This is a genomic window from Stenotrophomonas sp. S4 (assembly GCF_054187805.2).
Map to the genome: position 1 here is coordinate 4,616,380 of NZ_CM196188.1, position 20,961 is coordinate 4,637,340.

Sequence of the window (20,961 nt, forward strand, 5' to 3'; positions counted from 1 at the left end):
TCACGGCGCAGGCACTCCCAGGCGTTCCCACAGTACCGGCGGGCACTGGTACAGCATTTCCTTGCTGGCCGCGTCCACCGCGACCTGGATGGTCATCGCGCGGGTCAGCACCTGGCCGCTCTGCGCATCGACGATTTCGTACTCGATCTTCAGCCGGTTCTCCCATTCCACGATGCGCGCGATCACGCGCAGCGCCTGGTTGAACAGCAGCGGGCGCACGTACTTCACCCGGGCATCGACCACCGGCCACAGGTAGCCCGATTCGAGCATCTGCGGGTAGTCGTAGTCGTAGCGCCCGAGCAGCGCGCAGCGCGCGATCTCGAAGTACTTGAAGTAGTTGCCATGCCAGACCACGTTCATCGGATCGCAGTCATGGAAGGCGGGGGTCAGCGCAATCTCGCCGACCCGTTCGATGGCCTCATTCACCGGCATACAGCTCCCAACGTTGCGCGCGGATCTCCACCAGCAATTCCCGCAGTTCGCGATCCAGCGCGCGGTCTTCTTCAACCAGGGCGATGCGCTGCCCCAGGTCGGCGTACATGTCGGCCAGACTGCCATGCAGCTGCGCGTTCAGGCCAACCCGTTCGCGCAGGGCCAGGCCCTGGCGGGCAGCGATCAGCATCGCGGCCACCACCTGTTCAGTCAGCTCGATCACGCGCAGGCAGTCGCGCGCGGCGATGGTGCCCATGCTGACCTTGTCCTGGTTGTGGCACTCGGTGGAACGCGAGAACACGCTGGCCGGCATGGTCTGCTTCAGCGCTTCGGCGGTCCAGGCAGACACACTGATCTGCAGCGCCTTCAGGCCATGGTTGATGGCCGCGCGCGGGCCGGTGGCCGCCGACAGGTTGGCCGGCAGGCCATGGTTGTAGCGGGCATCGACCACCAGCGCCAGCTGCCGGTCAAGCAGGTCGGCAACGTTGGCCACGGTGTTCTTCAGGGTGTCCATCGCCAGCGCGATGTGGCCACCGTAGAAGTGGCCGCCATGCAGGATGCGCTCGCCGTCGGCATCGATCAGCGGGTTGTCGTTGGCGCTGTTCAGTTCGGTTTCGATCAGCTGGCGCAGGAACGGCAGGCTGTCCTCCAGCACGCCGATCACATGCGGCGCGCAGCGCAGCGAATAGCGGTCCTGCAGGCGCTGTTCATTGCGCGGCGGACGCTCGCTGTGCAGGTCGCTGCGCAGGCGCGCGGCGATGCGGCCCTGGCCCGGGTGCGGCTTGGCCGCGAACAGAGTTTCGTCGAAGTGGTGCGCGTTGCCGTCGCTGGCCAGCACGTTGAACGCGGTCAGGCGCGTGGCCATGCGCGCCAGGTAATCGGCGCGCTGCCAGGCCAGGCAGGCCAGGCCGGTCATCACCGCGGTGCCGTTCATGATCGCCAGGCCTTCCTTCGGCCGCAGCTTCAGCGGGGTCATGCCGATCTTCGCCAGCACCTCCGCCGCCGGCTGCACGCGACCGTCGTGCAGCACCTCGCGCTCGCCGCACAGCACCGCCGCCACGTACGACAGCGGCGTCAGGTCACCACTGGCACCGACCGAGCCTTCGGCCGGAATCATCGGCAGCACGTCGTGCTGCAGCAGCGTGGCCAGGCCCTCCAGCAGCGGCACGCTGACACCGGACATGCCGCACACCAGCGACGCCAGGCGCGCGGCCAGCACCGCGCGGGTCTCGACCGGGTCCAGGTAACGGCCCAGGCCGCAGCCGTGGTAGGTGTACAGGTGGTGCGGCAGTTCCGCCACCAGCGCCGGCGGGATGTTCACCGTGCACGAGTCGCCGTAGCCGGTGGTCACACCGTAGATCACGCCGTCCTCGCGCAGCAGGCGGTCGAGGAAGTCGGCACCGCGCTGGATGTGTGCGCGGAACGCCGGCGCGTCGCTCAGTGCGGCCTCGCACTGGCGCTGGGCCAGGGCAACCACGTCTTCAATGGTCAACGGTGCATCGCCAAAGCGGCACACGGGTACGGCGTCAGTCGTCATGCGGAGCCTGATCCCAGAAGGGGAAGAAATTGAACCAGTCCAACGGGGACTGGATGACCTGGAGTTCCAGCCAACGCGCGAAGCGCTGAGCCTGTTCGGCCAGCGCGGCGTCGCGCGAGCCACGCGGCAGCACGATGCGTTCGGCAAACTGTTCGAATGCCACGCGGTAGCCCTCGCCCTGGTGCAGGCAGGCCATGGTGTAGACCGGGCAACCGAGCGCGGCGGCGAGCACATAGGCGCCGATCGGGAACGGGGCGCGGTGGCCAAGGAAATCGGCGGTGACGCTGCGGCCGCCCTGCACCGGTGTACGGTCGCCGACGATGGCGACGAAGCCACCCGCCGCCACGCGCTCGGCCAGCATCACCGCGGTGGCCGGCCCCATTTCGGTCACCTGCACCAGCTCCACCGCCGCCAGCGGGTCCAGCCGCTGCAGCAGGCGGTTGAAGCGCTGCGCGTGCGCGGTATGCACCAGCACGGTGATGCGGAAGCCCGGCACCTGTTCGGCCAGTACCTGGCACAGCTCCAGGCAGCCGATGTGCGCAGTGAGGATCAGCCCGCCTTCGCGGCGCGCGATCTTCTCCAGCACCAGGTCGCGATGCAGGTGGATGCGTTCGGCCGGATAGCGCCCGCCCAGGCCGAGGATCTTGTCCAGCATCGTGTCGGCGAAGGCGAAGAAGTGGCGCAGGCTGTCACGCCGGGTCGGCGTGCGGCCGAGCACGCCGCTGTATGCCTGCAGCCGCTGCAGGTACTGCATCGAGGCCTGGCGGCCGACGCGGTTGCCCAGCCAATGGCAGGCCACCACCGGCCACACGCACAGGCGGAACGGCCAGCGCCCGAACCAGCGGTGCACCCAGCACAGGAACAGCACGCCGGCCACCGACGTCGATTCGCCGATGTCGGCCCAGTGCGGGGCACCCTGCGCGGCCGCCATCTCAGCGCTGCCCCCGCAGGCGGCGCCACAACAGGCGCGGTGCGCGCCAGAGCATGCCGAAGAACAGGCGGGTATGCATGCGGCTGATGCGCACGTTGTCGCGCCACACATCGAAGTGCGACACGCCATCGGATGGATAGGTCACGCGCGTGGCCAGGTGCTCGACCGGCAGCTGCCGCCAGTACAGGCGCACCATCACTTCGGTATCGAAATCCATGCGCCGGCCGATGGTTTCCTCGCCGATCAGGCGCAGTACCGGCGGCAGCGGATACACGCGGAAGCCGCACATGGTGTCGCGCAGGTGCAGCGACAGCGTGTTGATCCAGACCCAGATGTGGGTGGCGTAGCGGCCGTACAAACGCGCCTTCGGCACGCTGGCGTCGTAGGCCGGGATACCGCAGATCACCGCATCCGGATGCACGCGCGCCGCTTCGATGAAGCGTGGCAGATCGCGGGTGTCGTGCTGGCCATCGGCATCGATCTGCAGCACGTGGCTGTAACCACGCGCGGCCGCCTCGGCGAAACCGGCCAGCATCGCCCCGCCCTTGCCCTGGTTGATATCCAGGCGCAGCAGGTCGACGCCCTGGCGCTGTGCCAGCGAACGCAGCACCGCCGCGCAGGAGACCCGCGAACCATCGTCGACCAGCAGGCACGGCAGGCCGGCGGCCTGCACGCCGTCGACCACCGCCGCGATGGCATGCTCGTGGTCGTAGACGGGAATCACCACCAGTGGCGCGAACGCGGCACCGGCAACGGCCGGGTCAGTCCGCATCAGCGAAAACCACCTTGCCGCTGGCATGCACGCCATGGCTGGAGGTGTAGCGGAAAGCCAGCACGTTGCGTGCGGCATCCCAGTCCAGCTGCAGGGTCAGCTCATCGCCCGGGCGGGCCACGTGCTGGAACTTCACTGCGTCCATGCGCAGGAACGCTGCCGGCATCGCAAACGCCTGGCGGCCGAATCGCACCGCCCAGTCCAGCTGCGCCACGCCGGGCAGGATCGCCGCCTGCGGGAAGTGGCCCTGGAACGGCCGCAGCGCCGGGTCCAGGGTCATGCGCAGCGTGGCGCTCGCAGCATCGCGGCGGTCCCAGACCGGCACCGGCATCAGCGGTTGGAACAGCGCCGCCAGGGCGGCCTGGGTCACCTTGCCCTGCGCGTTGATCGGCAACGCCTGCACCAGGCGCCAACGACGCGGGCGGGTCACGGCGTCATGCGCATGCGCCAGGCGGGCGCCGAGGCGCTGGCCCAGCGCACGACGCGCGGCGTCGCCCGCGTCCAGCAGCGCCGGATCGGCCGGCACCACCACGGCGGCCAGCTGCTCGCGCTGCCCGGGCAGCACCAGCACGCGCGCGTCATCCACTTCGGCGTCTTCGCGCAGCGCGCGTTCCAGCGCGTCCAGCGACACGCGGCGTTCTTCGATCTTGACGATGCGGTCGGCGCGGCCCAGCAGGCGGAAGCGGCCATCGGCCAGGGCTTCAACGCGGTCCTGGGTACGCCACCAGTCGGCGGTTTCCAGATGCGCCGAGGCCACCGCCAGGCAGCCATCGTCGATCCGCCACTGCACGCCCGGCAACGGCTGCCACGGTGGCAGGTCGGTGTCCCAGCGGCGCCAGGCGATGCCGCCGGTTTCGCTGCTGCCGTAGACCTCGGTCGGGGCCACGCCCAGCCACTGCCGCACCTGCCGCGCCGCGTCTTCCGGCAGCGGGCCACCGGAGGAGAACACCGCGCGCAGGCGGCCATGCAGGCTGGCCCAGTCGAGCTGCCCGGGCAGGCGCTTGAGGTGGGCCGGCGTCGCCACCAGCACTGTATCGGTACCGGCCAGCGCCCCCACCAGGTCTTCGTGGAAGAACCGGCGCGGATGGATCAGGCGACCGGCGGCCAGCGGCCACAGCACGCGGAACAGCAGCCCGTAGATGTGCTGGTGGGACACCGTGCCATGAACCTGCACACCCTCCATCTGCACACCGAATGCGGCCTGCAGCGCCTCCACCTCGCGCGCCAGCTGGTCCAGGCGCTTGCTGATCGCACTGGGCTCGCCGGTGCTGCCGGAGGTGAACACGCACAGTTCGCAGGCGCGCTCGTCCAGCGCCTGCAGTTCATCGCCCATCGCGGCGTCCTGTGCCACCAGCGGGCGGTAATCGGCGGACACGTCGCCTGCGAAGCCGCTCACCTGCGGCTGCAGCGCCTGCAGCGTGGCCGGCAGGTTGTCGGCGGCCAGGAACACCCGCTTGCCGGCATGCCAGGCACCGAACAGCGCCGCGGCGAAGGCCACGGCATCATCGAAGTACAGGGCCCAGTCGCGGCCTTCGGCCGCCGCAAAGGCGGCGCGCCAGGCCAGTACGCGCTGGCGGAAGCCGGCGTGGTCGATCACCTCGCCGTCGCAGAGGCCGACGCCGCGCTGTGGCCGTGCCTCCAGCAGCAGCCGGTCCAGGGCAATCCACTCAGCCATGCGCGTGCGCCGCCTTCACCCGCCGCCGCACCAGCCACTCACCTGCGAACAACACGCCCATCATCACGTACGCCAACAATCCGTTGTAGAGCATCCAGACCCGGTCCGACGCGTACAGCGCGGTCAGCAGGGCCAGGCTGCCGTTGAGAACGAAAAAGCCGCACCACACCTGGGTGACGCGGCGGGTATAGGCCAGCGCGAACGGGGGCAGGTCCGGCTCCTGCAGCCGTGCCAGGCGCTCCACCAGCGGCGGCCCGAAGCGCAGGCTGGTGCCGAACACCGCCAGCATCACCACGTTGACCAGCGCCGGGTACAGCTTCAGCGGCAGGGCCTGGTTCAGCACGGTAGCCAGCACCGCCAGCAGGCCGGTACCGGCGGCGGCGGCCCACCACAGCGGCTGGCGCGTGCTCAGCGCACGCAGCAGGGCCAGGGTGAACAGCAGCAGCGACAGCCAGCGCGGCTCGAAACGGCCCATCGCCAGGTACACCAGCAGCGGGTAGGCAAGCGAAATCGCTGCCACCACGACGGTACGTGCGCGAGCCATGGCGAAGCCGCCGGCGCTGCGGTCAGGCGGCTGCCTGGTCCGGCAGCAGTCCATGTACGACATCGACGATGTCCTGCACGGTGCGCACGGCCTTGAACGCTTCCGGCTGCAGATTGCGGCCGAGCAGCGGCTTGAGCTGCACGATCAGGTCGACCGCATCGATGCTGTCGATGTCCAGGTCGTCGTACAGGCGGGCCTCGGGGGTGATCCGGGCGGTTTCGATCTCGAAGCTGTCGGTCAGGATGCTGACGATGCGTTCGAACAGTTCATTCTTGGTCATGGCAATTCCTGGCGCCGTTACGACTGGCGGGCGGCGACGAACTCGCCGAGCGCGCGCACGCTGGAGAAATGGCGACGGGTTTCTTCCGAATCGGCCGAGAGGCTGACACCGTACTTCTTCTGCAGCGCCAGGCCCAGCTCCAGCGCGTCGATCGAATCCAGGCCGAGGCCCTCGACGAACAGCGGCGCGGTCGGATCGATGTCCTCCGGCGTGATGTCCTCCAGCGAAAGGGAGGAAATGATCAATTCCTTGATCTCGTGCTCAAGTGCTTGCACGGGGCGGATCTCCAGACAGGTCGAAATAACGAGAAAGGTGCTCGGTGACGCGGCGTGCTGCCAAGGCATCCCCCCTTGGCGAGTCGTCATCGGCCAGGAAGGGCGCGATCGGGATATCTTCGCCGATCTGCAGCCGAACGTGAAAGCGACGTGAGGGGACACGATACCACTTCTGTCCCTTGGTCAACGTGGGCGGGGTGCAGGTGATCCGCACCGGGGTGATGTCCAGCCGGCCGCGGACGGCAATGTTGGCAGCCCCGCGCTGCAGCCGCGGCGGCTGGCCCGGCACGCTGCGGGTGCCCTCCGGGAAGATCACCAGGGTACCGCCGGCATGCACCGCCGCCACGCAGTCGTCGACCAGGCCCGCCCCGTCATCGTTGGCGATGTAGCCGGCCGCCCGCACCGGGCCGCGCATGAACGGGTTGCAGGCCACCGCCCGCTTCACCACGCAATCGGCGTTGGGCAGCAGCGAGATCAGGCAGACCACGTCGATCAGGGTCGGGTGATTGGCCAGAACCAGCAAACCGTCGCGCTGCAGGCGTTCCCCGCCTTCGATCTGGTAGGTCATCACCCCCAGCGCACGCATCAGGCGCAGGTGGCTGGCAAAGGCGACCTGGACCACGCGGCGGGCCCGTCGACGGCGGACCACCGGGTCGCGCATCATCAGCAGCACCGGCATCACCAGCACGCCCAGCAGCAGGCCACCCACGCCAAATGCGGCAAAGCTCAGGCCGGTGCCGAACACCCGCCAGGCATGATCGAGGCGGCGCAGCGCCTCAGCCACGGCGCCCCCAGCGCCAGCGCTGGCCCTGAGCCACGTGCTCCAGCGCCGGCGCGCCGGACAGCAGGAATCGGTGCAGGTCCAGCGCGTGCGGCAGCGTACCCGGTGCTGTGGCCGCGGCATGCGGCGCCGCCTCCCACTGCAGCGAGAGGGTCGGCCGGCCCGGCGTCGGCGCGGTCAAGCGCCAGCACCAGGCAAAGAACGGGTCCGGTTCGTCGGCGAACGTCGCGTAAATTTCAGGAAGTGGCGATTCATAGACCACCACCCGCACTTCGCGGGCACCATCGACCAACAGCCCGGCCGCCTCCAGGCAGGCGGTCTCGACCGTGGCCTGGCCGGCCGCCAGCGCCAGGTAGTTGCCGCGGTGGCCGCGGGCGATCGAGTACAGCGCCGCGATCGCGTTGTGCACCGACAGGCCGAATCCGGTCGGCGACAGGGGCTGCTCGCCGACCAGCGCCCCCAGCAGATCCATCGATCGGGCCACGTCGCCATGGCGGCTGGCGAACACCAGCGGCACCTGGCTGTCAGCGCCCTGCCCATCCTCGCACCAGCAGGCAGCCTGGATCGCCATCCGGCCCAGCCGCTCGATGCGGCGGCGCTGCATGGCCGGTATCTCGGCCAGCGCCGGCGTGTCTTCGCCCTGTGGCGGATACGGCGCATCGGCCCAGCCCAGCCACTGGCTACGCTCGCTCAGGCCGGGCGCCCAGGCAGCCCAGTCGACGATGGAGAATTCGATCATTTAGCGATGGTGCTTCAACGGGAGAACGATAGGCACGAGCCATTACGGCGACGCGCGGCGGCCCCCCATTCCTGCAGCCGTGCGTCCGTCCAGGACGTCGCCGGCTGCCCCCCTGGCCGCCGGAAAGGAGCGCACGCTAGCACGTCCTGCACGGGGTGTGCAGGTTTCACATTCCCCAACGCGGGACCCGGTACCGGCAGGCCCCGCATTCAATCGATCAGTGGTAACCGGTGTCGGCGTGCACCTTGCCGCGGAACACCCGGTACGACCATGCCGTGTAGCCGAGGATGACCGGCAGCAGAACGACCAGCCCGACCAGGGTGAAGCCCAGCGAGGAGGCCGGCGCGGCGGCCTGCCACAGCGTCATCGACGGCGGCAGCAGGTAGGGCCACATGCCCAGCACCAGGCCGAGGAAGCCGAGCACGAACAGGGCCAGGCTGAGCAGGAACGGCGGCAGGTCACGGCGCGGATGGGTCGCGCTGCGCCACAGCGCCGCAGCCACCGCCAGGGTCAGCAGCGGCACCGGCGACAGCCACCAGAAGTTGCCGTCGCTGAACCAGCGGTCCATCAACCGCGAATCGAGGAACGGCAGCCAGCTGCTCACAAGGCCCATCGCCGCGATCACCGCCACCACCAGCGGCCGCGTCATCTGCCGCGCCAGCGCCTGCACGCGCCCTTCCGTCTTCAGGATCAGCCAGGTGCTGCCCAGCAGCGCGTAGCCGGCCACCAGCGCGGCACCGGTCAGCATCGCGAACGGGCTGAACCAAGCGAACGCGCCGCCCTGGTAGGTACCGTCCACCAGCGGGATGCCCTGCACCAGCGTGCCCAGGATCACGCCCTGGGCGAAAGTCGCCAGCAACGAACCGAGCCCGAACGCCACGCTCCACAACCGGCGCGAACGATGTGCCTTGAAGCGGAACTCGAACGCCACGCCGCGGAACACCAGCGCCACCACCAGCAGCAGCACCGGCAGGTACAGCGCCGACAACAGCACCGCATAGGCCTTGGGGAAGGCCGCCAGCAGGCCGGCGCCACCCAGCACCAGCCAGGTCTCGTTGCCGTCCCAGATCGGCGCGGCGGTGTTCATCATCAGGTCCAGCTGTTCCTCGTCCTCGGCGAACGGGGCAAGGATGCCGATGCCGAGCACGAAGCCGTCCAGCACCACGTACATCAGCACGCCAAAGCCGATCACCGCGAACCACGCCACCGGCAGCCAGGTCATCAGGTCCATGTCAGCGGTCCTCCAGCGGTTCGTCGGCCGCCGACAGCGGGCGTGCCGGAGTGTGGCTGCCATGGTCCAGCGACGGCCCCTCGGCATACGGCTGCGGCCCGTGGCGCAGGATCTTCACCAGGTACCAGATGCCCCAGCCGAACACGAAGGCGTAGCCGACCACGTAGACACCCAGCGACAGTGCGGTCATCCACGCGCTCTGCGGGCCGACCGCATCGGCGGTGCGCAGCACGCCGTACACCACCCACGGCTGGCGCCCCATCTCGGTGACGAACCAACCGGACAGCAGCGCGATGAAGCCACTCGGCAGCATCCAGTTCCAGCCCCGCAGCAGCCACGGTGAATCCAGCAGCCTCCTGCGCCACAGCTGGAAGGCCGAGACCCAGGCCAGCAACAGCATCAGCGTGCCCAGCCCGACCATGATGCGGAAGGCGAAGAACACCGGCGTCACCGGCGGCCGTTCGCTGGCCGGTACCGAGGTGAGCGGATCGAAGGTGCCATCCAGCGAGTGGGTGAGGATCACGCTGCCCAGCTTCGGGATGGCCACTTCGAAATCGTTGCGCTCTTCCTTCTCGTTGGGCAGCGCGAACACCACCAGCGGCACGCCCTCGCCTTCCCTGGTTTCATGCCAGTGCGCTTCCATCGCCGCGATCTTCATCGGCTGATGCTTGAGCGTGTTCAGGCCATGCATGTCGCCGACGAAGATCTGCACCGGCACGGTCAGCGCGGCGAACGCCACCGCCGCGATCAGCATGCGCCGCCCCGCTTCCACGTGCGTGCCCTTGCGCAGGTACCACGCGCCCACGCCACCAATCACGAAACAGGTGGTGATGAACGAGCCCAGCGCCATGTGCGCCAGGCGGTACGGGAACGAGGGATTGAACACCACCTGCCACCAGTCCACCGGATGCACGATGCCGTTGACCATCTCGTAGCCGGCCGGCGTATGCAGCCAGCTGTTCGACGACAGGATCCAGAACGTGGAGAACAGCGTGCCCAGCGCCACCATGCAGGTGGACAGGAAATGCAGGCGCGGCGAAACCCGGCCCCAGCCGAACATCATCACGCCGAGGAAGCTGGCTTCGAGGAAGAACGCGGTCAGCACTTCATAGGTCAGCAGCGGGCCGATTACCGTGCCGGCCACCTCGCTCAGCCGCGGCCAGTTGGTGCCGAACTGGAAGGCCATGACGATGCCGCTGACCACGCCCATGCCGAACGACACCGCGAAGATCTTCTGCCAGAAGAAATACAGCTCGCGCCACACGGGCAACTTCGTGCGCAGCCAGCGCCATTCGATGAAGGCCAGCCAGCTGGCCGTGCCGATGGTGAAGGCGGGGAACAGCACGTGGAAACTGATGACGAATCCGAACTGGATCCGGGACAACAACAACGCGTCCAAGGGACGCCTCCTGCCTGCGACCGGTGGGATACCGGACCACTTTAGGAGGATTTCGTTAAGGTGGGATGCGACCGGGTGACGCGCTGCTTCACTTTGTCGCAGGGGTCAACCGTTCTGGTAGCTGCCAACCTTGGTTGGCACACACGCCCACACGCCGACCCAGGTCGGCATCTACCAGGCCCACCGCCCGGAGGGCGCCTCAGCTCCAGAAATACCAGGCCGCGGCAGCCAGCAGGGCGCCAAACAACAGCACCTGCACCACCACATAGCCCACGCCACCGTCGCGCGACTCAGCGGTAATGCGCTTCTGCAGCGCCTCGCTTACATCCGGCGTCTGTTCCTGCCGTGCCTGTTCACGCAGCGCCTGTGCCAGCGCGCGCTTTTCCGCATCGCGAGGGTCGGTCGGTGGGTTCACAGCAGCTCTCCGGCGGTGGCATGCCGCGTCAGTTCCTGCTTCAGGACCTGGCGCGCGCGGTGCAGGTGGCTCTTGATGGTACCGCGTGCCAGCCCGGTCACCTGTTCGATCTCGGCCAGATCGAAATCCTCCAGGTAATGCAGGCCGACGATCAGGCGCTGCGGTGCGCTCAGTCGCTCCAGCGCCGCGCCGAGCTGGCGCCCGGCCTGCAGCGCCTCGCTCAACTCGGCGGGCCCGGGGCCTTCATCGCCGATCCCCAGCTCCTCCGGCACCTCCACCGCCACCATCCATTGCGCCTCCAGCCGCCGCCGGCGCAGGTGCTGCAGCGCGGTGGTGTAGGCCACCCGGGAAACCCAGGTGCGCAGCGAGGATTCGAAGCGGAACCGGTGCAGCTGGCGGAACACGGCCAGGAAGGTCTCCTGCAGCAGGTCGGCGACCTGGTCGCGGTCGCCGACCATGCGTCCGATCACATGCGCGCAGGTGCGCTGGTGGGTCTCCACTAGCCGCGAAAACGCCGCCTGCGAACCATCGATGATGGCCCGCACCAGGGCCTGGTCCGCGTCCAGCGGCTCGGCGGGCGGTGCCGCCGCTGATGCATCGTGGCGGCGACGGCCCCGCAGTGCCGACAATGCTTCGCCGAGCAGGCTCATCTGCGGGGCGCCCCCTGTGCCCGTGGCATGCGCCGGCTCAGCCCTTGCGTGCGGCGGGGCGGGTGAAGTGCCAGGCCAGCAGCTGGCCCAGGCCAGCACTGCCGACCAGCGCGGCGGCGGCGCCGAAGGTCAGGTCACGGGCACCGATGGCTTCCAGCAGGGCCATGGCCAGGGCCAGGCAGACCAGGCTGATGCCCCAGCGCAGCGCGCCCTGGCGGCGGCGCTCTTCTTCCAGCACCGCCAGCGAGCGGATCACTTCCTCCGGCACGTGCGGGGCCACCAGCTTGCTGCGCGCGCGCGCATCGGCAATAGCGTGGATCGCGTAGGCGATGCAGATGAAGAGGGTGATCGGGATCAGTTCCTGCATGGTCGGGCTCCTGTTCGGTGGATGATGCGGGTTCAGGAGAATGGATGCGCGACCACGGCAACCGGTTGCAGCATTTTGCCGATTCCGCTGCCATGACCTGTGGCCCCTGCCCCGGGTCCTTGCGGCTGCTACGCTTGCCCGGTTTCCTCTTCTGGTGCCGTCCGCCCATGTCCCGAGTGCTGCCCCTGTCCCTCCTGCTGTCGGCCGTGCTGGCCGCACCGGCTGCGCATGCCGCGCCGACGCCGATCACCATCGAACAGGCCATGGCCGACCCGGACTGGATCGGTCCGCCGGTCGAGAAGGCCTGGTGGTCGTGGAACAGCCAGCAGGTGGAATACCAGCTCAAGCGCAACGGCAGCCCGGTGCGCGATACCTTCCGCCAGCCGGTTGCCGGTGGCGTGGCCGCACAGGTGGCCGATGACCAGCGCGGCACCCTGGACGTGGCCGAGCCGGTCTACGACCGCAGCCGCAGCCGCAGCGCCTTCGTCCGCAATGGCGACGTGTTCGTGCGCGACCTGCGCAGCGGCGCGCTGACCCAGCTGACCCGCAGCAACGAGCGCGCGGGCAACGTGAACTTCGCCGCCGACAACGGCGTGATCTGGCGCGTCGGCCAGAACTGGTTCCACTGGACCGCCGCCAGCGGCGTGCAGCAGGTGGCCAGCCTGAAGGCCGAGAAGGATCCGCGCACGGCGCCGAAGGCCGACGTGCTGCGCGACCAGCAGCTGCGCACGCTGGAAACCCTGCGCCGCGACCGCGACCAGCGCGAGGCACTGAAGGACCAGGACCAGCGCTGGCGCCAGGCCGACCCGACCCGCGCACCGGGCCCGGTGTACCTGGGCGCCGACGTCGAGATCGGTGACAGCGTGCTGTCGCCGGACCTGACCCACCTGATCGTGGTGACCAAGCCGAAGGACTTCGACGACGGCCGCACCAGCAAGATGCCGCTGTACGTGACCGAATCGGGTTACGAGGAAACCGAGGACACCCGCACCCGCGTCGGCCGCAACGGCTTCGAACCGCACACCCTGTGGTACGTGGACGTGCGCACCGGCAAGGCCGAGAAGGTTTCGCTGTCCGGCTTGCCGGGCATCAGCACCGACCCGCTGGCCGAGCTGCGCCGCAAGGCCGGCAAGGATGCGCTGAAGGGCGAGCGCAGCGTGCAGGTGATGAGCGACTTCATGGGCGGCGGCATCCGCTGGAGCGCCGACGGCCAGCAGGCCGCGGTGATGCTGCGTGCCAACGACAACAAGGACCGCTGGATCATCAGCGTCAACGCCGCCGACGGCCGCGTGCAGAACCGCCACCGCCTGACCGACAACGCCTGGATCAACTGGGGCTTCAACGATTTCGGCTGGATGGCCGATGGCCGCACGCTGTGGCTGCTGTCCGAGGAATCGGGCTTCTCGCACCTGTACACCCAGGCCGGCACCGCCAAGCCGCAGGCGCTGACCAGCGGCAAATGGGAAACCTCGGCGCCGGTGCCGTCGGCCGATGGCAAGGGCTTCTACTTCCTGTGCAACCAGCAGGCGCCGCATGACTACGAAGTCTGCGCGGTCGACACCGGCAACCGCCAGGTGCGCGAGCTGACCAGCCTCAACGGCGTGGAAGACTTCTCGCTGTCGCCGGACGGCCAGCAGCTGCTGGTGCGCTACTCCGGTGCCTACCTGCCGCCGCAGCTGGCGGTGCTGCCCAGCACCGGTGGCCAGGCACGCGTGCTGACCGATACCCGCACCGCCGACTACAAGGCGCGTGAGTGGATCCAGCCGAAGCTGGTCGCGGTGCCGTCCAAGCATGGTGCCGGCGTGGTCTGGGCCAAGTACTACGAGCCCGAGCACAAGGAACCGGGCAGGAAGTACCCGATCGTGATGTTCGTGCACGGCGCCGGCTACCTGCAGAACGTGCACCAGCGTTACCCGGCCTACTTCCGCGAGCAGATGTTCCACAACCTGCTGGTGGAGAAGGGCTACATCGTGCTGGACATGGACTATCGCGGCAGCGAGGGCTACGGCCGCGACTGGCGCACGGCCATCTACCGCAACATGGGCCACCCGGAACTGGAAGACTACAAGGACGGCCTGGACTGGCTGGTCGACACCCAGCAGGGTGACCGTGACCACGCCGGCATCTACGGCGGTTCCTACGGCGGCTTCATGACCTTCATGGCGCTGTTCCGTGCACCGGGCACGTTCAAGGCCGGCGCCGCGCTGCGCCCGGTGGTCGACTGGCACAACTACAACCACGGCTACACCAGCAACATCCTCAACACCCCGGACATCGATCCGGAGGCATACCGCGTGTCCTCGCCGATCGAGTACGCGCAGAACCTGCAGGACAACCTGCTGATCGCCCACGGCATGATGGATGACAACGTGTTCTTCCAGGACTCGGTGCACCTGACCCAGCGCCTGATCGAACTGCACAAGGACAACTGGTCGATCGCACCGTACCCGCTGGAACGCCACGGTTACGTGCGTGCCGATTCCTGGCTGGACCAGTACAAGCGCATCCTCAAGCTGTTCGAGCAGAACCTGAAGTGAGCAACGCCGCGGCCACGATACGGATCGTGGCCGCGGTCATCCTGGATGACCGCGGCCGGGCACTGCTGGTGCGCAAGCACGGTGCCCACCGCTTCATCCAGCCCGGTGGCAAGCCCGAACCCGGCGAAGCACCGCTGCAGGCGCTGGCCCGTGAGCTGGACGAGGAACTGGGCGTGCAGCTGCGCATCGCTTCGGCCATCGCGCTGGGTACATTCGAGGACTGGGCAGTGAATGAGCCCGGCCACCGCGTGCAGGCGCAGGCCTGGTGGGTGCAGGTGGACGGCAGGCCACAGGCACGCGCCGAGATCGCCGAACTGGCCTGGGTTCCACTGCAACCGCCGCATGGCCTGCCCTTGGCACCCTTGAGCGAACACCATATCCTGCCGGCGGTCGCCACCCGGGTGACGGCCCGCTGAGCAGGCGGGCGCCGACTGCAAGGACATCGGATGTCAGTGCCGCTCCCGCCGCTTCCCACGCCCGCCGCTCCCGCCACTCATGCCTGGGTGCGGCCGATGGCGCAGGCTTCGTTCTGGCTGTGCCTGCTGCTGACGCTCTACTTCGTGCTGCAGGCACTGCTGTTGTGGCCACTGCACGGCACCGCGCTGTGGCAGTCACTGGCCGGAATGGCGCAGGCCCACCGGATGCACAGCGTCACCTGGCTGCTGGCCCACCCGGTGGCCGCCTCGATGATCACCGCACTGGTCTGCCTGGTCTCGACCGCAGCCAGCTGGGGCCTGCTGCGCGAACGCCGCTGGGGCCTGTGGAGCTTCGTGGCGCTGTTGTTGCTGGGTGCCCTGGCCAACTTCGCGATCGCCTGGTGGCTGGATGCCTGCATGCGCGATCTCATCGCGCTGCTGGCCGATGACCCGGCCCTGCAGCAGGAGCTGCAGCCACGGCGCTGGATGGTCACCTTCATCGTGGTCGGCACCTCCATCCTGTTCCTCGGCCTGCAGGGCTGGCTGGCCTGGCGCCTGCTGCGGCCGGACATCCGCTCCCGCTTCCAGTGAGCCTGCCCTCCCATCTGCTCCGACAAGGACCGTCGCATGCGCTTGCTGACTCTTTTCCCTGCCCTGTTGCTGTTCGCCGCGCTGCCTGCCAGCGCCGATGCCCTGCAATGCGGCGAGTACCGCAGTGTCGACGACGGCATGGCCCTCGTGTTCACCACCCACAGCAGCGGCTACCGCGACAACGGCATCGGTGAGCCGGAGCCGCTGTGGGTCGATCGCAGTGCGGCACAGACGCGGCTGGTCATGCTCGACGATGGCGTGGCGGAACCGATCCGGATCAGCGCCGATGGGCAGCGCATCGAGGACAGCGTGACGGTGGTCTACACCTTGCGCCAGTCCCGGGCCTGCACCGCCGAACCCAGCGCTGTGGCCGGCAGCTGCCGCGCTGCTGGCAGCTACTGCATGGTGCAGCTGCCAACGGCCTCGCCCGGCCAGGCCCGGCGCGCCTGCGACGAGGGCGTGGGTGCGGGTTGCTCGACGCTGCTGCGGCTGATGCGTGAGGGCGGTGCGCCGGATGCAGCCGATGACGCAGCCCCGGCAGTCTTCGAGCGCCCGCCGCCGTGCCGCGAACACACCGCCGGGCACGATCGGCAGGCCTGCGAAGCCATGACCGACGATGCACTGGCCACCGCCATGCGGCGGGTGGATCAACGGCTGGCACAGGAAGACGAAGACACGCTGGATTCGCCACTTCCGGCCGCTGCACGCGATCGCCTGCAGCAGTTGTGCCTGCAGCACCGGGGTGGCCGCTTCTGCGTCGAAGTGGCCGCGCAGCAGCTGATCGCGCTGCAGCCCGCATTGGCGGTGCAGGCCCTGCAGGTCACCTGCGATGGCGGCCGCATCAGTGCCTGCGAACGTACCGCGCCGCTGCGTGAACTCGGCGCCGATCTGCGCCTGGTGCCGCTGCAGCAGGTGCCGTGTGGCCGCTACCAGGCCGACGGCGGCCAGTTCGACAGGTTCGACTTCGGCGACGGCACGCAGGCCCGCCTGCACGAAGGCGCCGTCCAGCTACAGCAGAACGGCGAAACGTTCGTACTGCGCCAGCTCGGCAACGGCGACCTGCTCGGCATGGACATCCAGACCGCCTACCAGCGTTACCAGCCCGTGCCAGGCACGGCACACTGCACGCCCCCGCGCGAGGGCCATGGTTCGCCGTAGCGCCGGGAGTTTCCCGTTCGATCGTCAAGGAGACGACATGCATTCACCCGCACCGCGCCGCCGCTGGCTGGCCTGGGCCTTGCTGCTGGCCGCGCCGACGGCCGTCGCACAGTCACCGCAATGCGGCCTGTTCAAGGCCGACGAAGGCAGCGGCACGCTGCGCATCAGCTCACCCAACCGTGGCGAGCAGAAGCACTTCGGCAGTGCGCCGTCTCCGGTCGTGTTCCAGCAGATCGATGGAACGCTGCAACTGGTGAACCTGGAGTACGGCCTGCCCAGTGCCCTGCAGGTGCGCGATCGTGGCCGCAGGGTCGAGGTGGATGGCACGGTCTACCTCCTGCAGACCCCCGCACAGTGCGCCGCAGCGGCCATACCGGCTGAAGGCAGCTGCCTGGCCGATGCGGCGGCGTGCCTGGACAACCGTCGCGAAGCGACCCCGGCCGCCCTGGAAGCGGGGTGTCGCGAGGGCGTGCCTGGCATGTGCCTGCAACTGGCTGATCGTTGGCATGAGGAGGCCAAACCCACGGTCGAGGCCGATCCGTCTCTGGCAAAGGCAGCGCTCGACGCCGCCCTGTCCGGCATCAAACTCCCCGCCGCCTGCAACAACGGCGGCTTCGAACAGGGAACCCCGGCGTGTGCCGCCGCACTCGAGGCCGACCCGGCAGTGCAGGAGCAGCTGGTCAAGGCCGCGATGACGGCAGCCATGACCGAAGCCATGGTGACGATGACGGCGCCGACCGTGCCGGTGATCATTCCGGTCGAGCGGCGGCAACAGTTGTTGCGGCTGTGCCGCGAGGTACCGCATGGCGGCTTCTGCACCCGCGTAGCTGAGCTGTCCTGGGAGGCGGGAGATCCCCTGCAGGCAGTGCAAGCGCTGGCTGCGGCCTGCACACCTGGCAATGACACCGCCACCTGCGAACGCCTGCCGGCGTTGCAGGCGGTGGGCGCATCGTTGCAGCCGCAACCGGCAACGGCCTTGCCCTGCGGCAACTACCGGGCCGACGGCGGCCTGATGGACACGCTGGACTTCGGCGATGCCGGCCTGGTTGGCGTTGGCTGGAGCAGCCATCTTCGCGCGCGTGTCGAAGATGGCGACATCCGCATCCATCACGACAGGGACGGTGACTTCGTGCTGCGCCCGCTGCCGGGCGGGCAGTTGCTGGGGCTGGATAACTGGACCCGCTTCCAGGTGTTCCGTCCCACCGGCGAGGGCCCGACCCGCTGCAGTGCACCGAAGCAGTTCAAGGTGCTGCCACTGCCGCAGGATTGCCCGCTGGCACTGGCCAACGAGGGCGGTGCCGAAGCCTGCTGTGCCCAGGGCAAGCTGCAGGGCTGCAACATTCTCGGCAACCGCCTTGCGCTGTCCGGGAACTGGCTGCAGGCCGCCGAGCACTACACCACGGTCTGCCGCGCTGGCGTCCGCGAGGGCTGCGAGAACCTGGTCACCGCTCAGGGCAACGGTGCGGATGTTGACGCACGGGCAACCCTGGAGCAGCTGTGCAAGGCCGACCGCAGCGGCCTGCATGTGGCCTGCGACGTGCTCGGAACCCAGAACTGGGAGCTGATCACGCTGGGTGGTGCCCTGCAGAAGGCGGTTGACGAGGCGGCCGTGGACGACGCTCCGGCGCCGCGCAATTCCAACCGCAAGCGCTGAGCCCGCCAGGGCCTGTCCGCTGCGTCGGGCGGGCCCTGCGGTAAAGTACGCGCCATGAACGAATTCGAGCGCGTGCGCGCCTACCTCACCGACCTGCAGGACCGCATCTGTGCGGCGATCGAGGCCGTCGATGGCCAGGCCCGCTTCCAGGAAGACCTGTGGCAGCGTGCCGAGGGCGGTGGCGGGCGTACCCGCGTGCTGCGCGATGGCGCAGTGTTCGAGCAGGCCGGCATCGGCTTCTCCGACGTGGCCGGCAGCCGCCTGCCGCCGTCGGCCTCGGCCAACCGCCCGGAACTGGCCGGCGCCTCCTGGCGTGCTACCGGCGTGTCGCTGGTGTTCCACCCACTCAACCCCTATGTGCCGACCACCCATGCCAACGTGCGCTTCTTCCAGGCGCAGCGCGACGGCGAAGTGGTGGCCAGCTGGTTCGGTGGTGGCTTCGACCTGACCCCGTTCTATCCGTTCGACGAAGACGTGCAGCACTGGCACCGGGTCGCACGCGACCTGTGCACACCGTTTGGCGACGAACGCTATGCCGCGCACAAGCGCTGGTGCGATGAGTATTTCTTCCTGCGCCATCGCAATGAAACGCGCGGCGTAGGCGGCCTGTTCTTCGACGACCTGCATGGCGACTTCGAGCGCGATTTCGAATACCTGCGCGCGGTTGGCGATGGCTTCCTCGACGCCTACCTGCCGATCGTGCGGCAGCGCAAGGACACCGCCCATGGCGAGCGCGAACGCGAGTTCCAGCTGTACCGTCGTGGCCGCTATGTGGAGTTCAACCTGGTCTATGACCGCGGCACGCTGTTCGGTCTGCAGAGCGGTGGCCGCAGCGAAAGCATCCTGATGAGCCTGCCGCCACGGGTGCGTTGGGAGTACGGCTTCAGCCCGGAGGCCGGCAGCGCCGAGGCGCGCCTGGCCGACTACCTGGTGCCGCGCGACTGGCTCTGATCTTCCGACGCCACGCCTGACGCGTGGTGCCTTCCCCGCCTGTGGTGCGTCCAGCACCGGACAGGTCCTGCTCTGCCTCCTTCAAGGATGATCCCCCAATGCCTGTCGCTGTTTCCTTCCGTCCCCGCGCTGCGGGCTGGCGCTCCCTGCTGTTGTTTGCACTGGCCTCGGCCGCGCTGCCGGCAGCGGCGCAGTCAATGGCCTGTGGTACTTACACCAACAGCAGCGGCACCACCACGCTGACCCTCGAGAGCGAGGGCCACGGATACCTGTCCGGTCCCTACCAGGCCACCGAAGAACTGCGCGTGGCCCGCGAGCAGGAGGTGCTCGGCACCGGCAACCTGAGCACCGGCCGCCTGGAAAACTGGTTCTTCGAGAACGACGATCGCAACATCGTCACGCCCTATGGCGAGTTCACCCGCCAGCGCTCCGCGGCCTGCAAGGCGATGCCGGAACCAATCGAGGGCGGCTGCGTGATGAATACCTCCGACTGCCTGGAGGCGTTGCCCGAGGCCGCGCCGCCGAAGCTGCACGCCTGGTGCGCCGAAGGCGTGGGCGCGGCCTGCGTGCAGTTGCTGGAAACCTACCAGCAGCAGGCCAAGGACGCGGCCCCGAAGGCCACGCGGGCAGAGCCACCGATGCCTGAGCTCTGCAAGGAAGATTCCCCATCGTTCGACGCAGAAGGATGCGAAGCGATGGCCTCAGTGGTGGCCTGGGAGCAGATGGGCAAGCTGGTGTTCGGGCTGGAACACGCGATGGCGCCACTGCTGCCGGCCGCGCAGCTCGATGAATTGTCTGCGCTGTGCCGGCAGCAGCACGGTGAGACGTTCTGCAGCAAGGTAGCCGATGTACTGTGGAGCGCCGGGCGCACGCTGCAGGCCCGCGACGCGGTGCAGCTGGCCTGCGCACAGCGCGCGGAGGCGTCCGAGTGCGAGACCGCCAGACGTCTCGCGGTGCTGGACACGGTGCCGGCCACGGCGCTGGCACCGGTGCCGGCCATCACCCTGCCCTGCGGCCGCTACGAAGCCGAGCACAGCGTGCTCTCGCAGCTGAACTTCCTCGACGGCGGCGTGGTCGATGTCGAGGGCCGCAGCCAGCGCCTGCGCGCCAGCCTGGAAGGCGGACGCATCCTGATCCGCCGCGACGTCGGCAGCGACTTTGTGCTGCAGGCGCTGCAGAACGGCAACCTGATCGGAATCGACAGCGGCAACCGCTTCGCCTACTACCAGCGCAAGCCGGGCTCAGGCAATGCCAGCTGCGCACCGCCGGTGGCCTTCGTGGAGATCCCGCTGCCGCTGGACTGCCCGAGTCTGGGCCGCAAGGACGGCGCCAAGGCCTGCTGCACCGATGGCAAGCTGCTGGGCTGCAAGGTTGCCGGCGAGGCACTGTTCAACGACGAGCAATGGGCCGCATCGTTGCCCTACTTCCAGACGCTGTGCAGTGCGGGCGTACGCGAAGGTTGCCTGGCACTGGCCGCGGTGTATGCGCACACGGCGGACCCGAAGGTGCCGCAGGCCATGGCGGCGATCTGCGCGAAGGACGGCAAGGGCACCCACGTCGCCTGCGATGTGGACGCGACGCGCAACTGGCCGGCGCTGAAGGCTGAAGCCGCTCCCTGACGCCCGG

General features: G+C 68.7%; 22 protein-coding genes. 7 read left to right on the top strand and 15 right to left on the bottom strand.

The window, feature by feature from the left end:
- The 15 genes from ACUZUJ_RS21505 to ACUZUJ_RS21575 all read right to left on the bottom strand — a co-directional run bounded on the left by ACUZUJ_RS21505 (position 1) and on the right by ACUZUJ_RS21575 (position 12,028).
- A complete protein-coding gene (locus ACUZUJ_RS21505) occupies positions 1-432 on the bottom strand; it encodes an acyl-CoA thioesterase (RefSeq protein ID WP_014038931.1) in 432 nt (143 codons plus the stop codon).
- Positions 419-1,969, bottom strand: coding sequence for an HAL/PAL/TAL family ammonia-lyase (locus ACUZUJ_RS21510; protein ID WP_458220324.1), 1,551 nt, complete (start codon positions 1,967-1,969; stop codon positions 419-421). Before ACUZUJ_RS21510 ends, ACUZUJ_RS21505 begins: the two co-directional genes overlap by 14 nt.
- Positions 1,959-2,900, bottom strand: coding sequence for a lysophospholipid acyltransferase family protein (locus tag ACUZUJ_RS21515; protein WP_014038933.1), 942 nt, complete (start codon positions 2,898-2,900; stop codon positions 1,959-1,961). Before ACUZUJ_RS21515 ends, ACUZUJ_RS21510 begins: the two co-directional genes overlap by 11 nt.
- A 1-nt stretch (position 2,901) precedes the next feature.
- The gene (locus tag ACUZUJ_RS21520) at positions 2,902-3,672 is read right to left on the bottom strand and encodes a glycosyltransferase family 2 protein (protein WP_049446995.1); all 771 of its coding nucleotides are present in this window, start codon (positions 3,670-3,672) and stop codon (positions 2,902-2,904) included.
- Entirely contained in the window at positions 3,662-5,347 is a 1,686-nt protein-coding gene (locus ACUZUJ_RS21525; RefSeq protein ID WP_458220325.1) for an ApeI family dehydratase, read from the bottom strand. Before ACUZUJ_RS21525 ends, ACUZUJ_RS21520 begins: the two co-directional genes overlap by 11 nt.
- Positions 5,340-5,891 carry a COG4648 family protein gene (locus tag ACUZUJ_RS21530; protein WP_458220326.1) on the bottom strand — a complete coding sequence of 184 codons (552 nt, stop codon included), beginning with the start codon at positions 5,889-5,891 and terminating at the stop codon, positions 5,340-5,342. The genes ACUZUJ_RS21525 and ACUZUJ_RS21530 overlap by 8 nt, the downstream gene beginning before the upstream one ends.
- A gap of 22 nt (positions 5,892-5,913) precedes the next feature.
- A complete protein-coding gene (locus ACUZUJ_RS21535; RefSeq protein ID WP_005411609.1) occupies positions 5,914-6,171 on the bottom strand; it encodes an acyl carrier protein in 258 nt (85 codons plus the stop codon).
- Between the two features lie 17 nt (positions 6,172-6,188).
- Positions 6,189-6,446: an ApeE family acyl carrier protein gene (locus tag ACUZUJ_RS21540; RefSeq protein ID WP_005411610.1), complete on the bottom strand. Its 258-nt coding sequence runs from the start codon at positions 6,444-6,446 to the stop codon at positions 6,189-6,191.
- On the bottom strand, positions 6,433-7,230 hold the full coding sequence (locus ACUZUJ_RS21545) for a lysophospholipid acyltransferase family protein (protein ID WP_101766304.1): 798 nt from the start codon (positions 7,228-7,230) through the stop codon (positions 6,433-6,435). The genes ACUZUJ_RS21540 and ACUZUJ_RS21545 overlap by 14 nt, the downstream gene beginning before the upstream one ends.
- Positions 7,223-7,966 carry a beta-ketoacyl synthase chain length factor gene (locus tag ACUZUJ_RS21550; RefSeq protein ID WP_101766305.1) on the bottom strand — a complete coding sequence of 248 codons (744 nt, stop codon included), beginning with the start codon at positions 7,964-7,966 and terminating at the stop codon, positions 7,223-7,225. The genes ACUZUJ_RS21545 and ACUZUJ_RS21550 overlap by 8 nt, the downstream gene beginning before the upstream one ends.
- A gap of 217 nt (positions 7,967-8,183) precedes the next feature.
- Positions 8,184-9,197, bottom strand: coding sequence for a cytochrome d ubiquinol oxidase subunit II (cydB, locus tag ACUZUJ_RS21555; RefSeq protein ID WP_197587213.1), 1,014 nt, complete (start codon positions 9,195-9,197; stop codon positions 8,184-8,186).
- A 1-nt stretch (position 9,198) separates the two neighbouring features.
- The gene (locus tag ACUZUJ_RS21560) at positions 9,199-10,596 is read right to left on the bottom strand and encodes a cytochrome ubiquinol oxidase subunit I (protein ID WP_119006928.1); all 1,398 of its coding nucleotides are present in this window, start codon (positions 10,594-10,596) and stop codon (positions 9,199-9,201) included.
- Positions 10,597-10,795: 199 nt separating this feature from the next.
- Entirely contained in the window at positions 10,796-11,011 is a 216-nt protein-coding gene (locus ACUZUJ_RS21565) for a hypothetical protein (protein WP_135966330.1), read from the bottom strand.
- The gene (locus ACUZUJ_RS21570; RefSeq protein WP_049446986.1) at positions 11,008-11,661 is read right to left on the bottom strand and encodes an RNA polymerase sigma factor; all 654 of its coding nucleotides are present in this window, start codon (positions 11,659-11,661) and stop codon (positions 11,008-11,010) included. Before ACUZUJ_RS21570 ends, ACUZUJ_RS21565 begins: the two co-directional genes overlap by 4 nt.
- A 37-nt stretch (positions 11,662-11,698) precedes the next feature.
- Positions 11,699-12,028 (bottom strand): hypothetical protein, encoded by a 330-nt coding sequence (locus ACUZUJ_RS21575; RefSeq protein WP_005414880.1) that lies wholly within the window; start codon positions 12,026-12,028, stop codon positions 11,699-11,701.
- 167 nt (positions 12,029-12,195) lie between these two features.
- On the opposite strand from ACUZUJ_RS21575, the gene ACUZUJ_RS21580 reads away from it, so the two are divergent.
- From ACUZUJ_RS21580 to ACUZUJ_RS21610, 7 genes are all read left to right on the top strand, one after another.
- Entirely contained in the window at positions 12,196-14,565 is a 2,370-nt protein-coding gene (locus ACUZUJ_RS21580; RefSeq protein ID WP_135966332.1) for a S9 family peptidase, read from the top strand.
- Positions 14,562-14,981: an NUDIX hydrolase gene (locus tag ACUZUJ_RS21585; protein WP_458220327.1), complete on the top strand. Its 420-nt coding sequence runs from the start codon at positions 14,562-14,564 to the stop codon at positions 14,979-14,981. Before ACUZUJ_RS21580 ends, ACUZUJ_RS21585 begins: the two co-directional genes overlap by 4 nt.
- A gap of 30 nt (positions 14,982-15,011) precedes the next feature.
- A complete protein-coding gene (locus ACUZUJ_RS21590) occupies positions 15,012-15,572 on the top strand; it encodes a hypothetical protein (RefSeq protein WP_101766306.1) in 561 nt (186 codons plus the stop codon).
- 36 nt (positions 15,573-15,608) lie between these two features.
- Positions 15,609-16,730, top strand: coding sequence for a hypothetical protein (locus tag ACUZUJ_RS21595; protein ID WP_119006934.1), 1,122 nt, complete (start codon positions 15,609-15,611; stop codon positions 16,728-16,730).
- Between the two features lie 37 nt (positions 16,731-16,767).
- Positions 16,768-18,384, top strand: coding sequence for a hypothetical protein (locus ACUZUJ_RS21600; RefSeq protein ID WP_458220328.1), 1,617 nt, complete (start codon positions 16,768-16,770; stop codon positions 18,382-18,384).
- A gap of 54 nt (positions 18,385-18,438) precedes the next feature.
- Positions 18,439-19,335 carry an oxygen-dependent coproporphyrinogen oxidase gene (gene hemF, locus ACUZUJ_RS21605; RefSeq protein WP_458220329.1) on the top strand — a complete coding sequence of 299 codons (897 nt, stop codon included), beginning with the start codon at positions 18,439-18,441 and terminating at the stop codon, positions 19,333-19,335.
- 98 nt (positions 19,336-19,433) lie between these two features.
- On the top strand, positions 19,434-20,954 hold the full coding sequence (locus tag ACUZUJ_RS21610) for a hypothetical protein (RefSeq protein WP_101766310.1): 1,521 nt from the start codon (positions 19,434-19,436) through the stop codon (positions 20,952-20,954).
- Positions 20,955-20,961 lie beyond the last annotated feature (7 nt).

What these genes read in the sequence shown, in the direction of transcription:
- ACUZUJ_RS21510 (WP_458220324.1), bottom strand. Translation starts at nt 1,969, where the DNA reads ATGACGACTGACGCCGTACCCGTGTGCCGCTTTGGCGATGCACCGTTG.
- ACUZUJ_RS21535 (WP_005411609.1), bottom strand. Translation starts at nt 6,171, where the DNA reads ATGACCAAGAATGAACTGTTCGAACGCATCGTCAGCATCCTGACCGAC.
- ACUZUJ_RS21575 (WP_005414880.1), bottom strand. Translation starts at nt 12,028, where the DNA reads ATGCAGGAACTGATCCCGATCACCCTCTTCATCTGCATCGCCTACGCG.
- ACUZUJ_RS21530 (WP_458220326.1), bottom strand. Translation starts at nt 5,891, where the DNA reads ATGGCTCGCGCACGTACCGTCGTGGTGGCAGCGATTTCGCTTGCCTAC.
- ACUZUJ_RS21505 (WP_014038931.1), bottom strand. Translation starts at nt 432, where the DNA reads ATGCCGGTGAATGAGGCCATCGAACGGGTCGGCGAGATTGCGCTGACC.
- ACUZUJ_RS21550 (WP_101766305.1), bottom strand. Translation starts at nt 7,966, where the DNA reads ATGATCGAATTCTCCATCGTCGACTGGGCTGCCTGGGCGCCCGGCCTG.
- ACUZUJ_RS21570 (WP_049446986.1), bottom strand. Translation starts at nt 11,661, where the DNA reads ATGAGCCTGCTCGGCGAAGCATTGTCGGCACTGCGGGGCCGTCGCCGC.
- ACUZUJ_RS21515 (WP_014038933.1), bottom strand. Translation starts at nt 2,900, where the DNA reads ATGGCGGCCGCGCAGGGTGCCCCGCACTGGGCCGACATCGGCGAATCG.
- ACUZUJ_RS21610 (WP_101766310.1), top strand. Translation starts at nt 19,434, where the DNA reads ATGCCTGTCGCTGTTTCCTTCCGTCCCCGCGCTGCGGGCTGGCGCTCC.
- ACUZUJ_RS21580 (WP_135966332.1), top strand. Translation starts at nt 12,196, where the DNA reads ATGTCCCGAGTGCTGCCCCTGTCCCTCCTGCTGTCGGCCGTGCTGGCC.
- cydB (WP_197587213.1), bottom strand. Translation starts at nt 9,197, where the DNA reads ATGGACCTGATGACCTGGCTGCCGGTGGCGTGGTTCGCGGTGATCGGC.
- ACUZUJ_RS21520 (WP_049446995.1), bottom strand. Translation starts at nt 3,672, where the DNA reads ATGCGGACTGACCCGGCCGTTGCCGGTGCCGCGTTCGCGCCACTGGTG.
- ACUZUJ_RS21600 (WP_458220328.1), top strand. Translation starts at nt 16,768, where the DNA reads ATGCATTCACCCGCACCGCGCCGCCGCTGGCTGGCCTGGGCCTTGCTG.
- ACUZUJ_RS21525 (WP_458220325.1), bottom strand. Translation starts at nt 5,347, where the DNA reads ATGGCTGAGTGGATTGCCCTGGACCGGCTGCTGCTGGAGGCACGGCCA.
- hemF (WP_458220329.1), top strand. Translation starts at nt 18,439, where the DNA reads ATGAACGAATTCGAGCGCGTGCGCGCCTACCTCACCGACCTGCAGGAC.
- ACUZUJ_RS21595 (WP_119006934.1), top strand. Translation starts at nt 15,609, where the DNA reads ATGCGCTTGCTGACTCTTTTCCCTGCCCTGTTGCTGTTCGCCGCGCTG.
- ACUZUJ_RS21590 (WP_101766306.1), top strand. Translation starts at nt 15,012, where the DNA reads ATGTCAGTGCCGCTCCCGCCGCTTCCCACGCCCGCCGCTCCCGCCACT.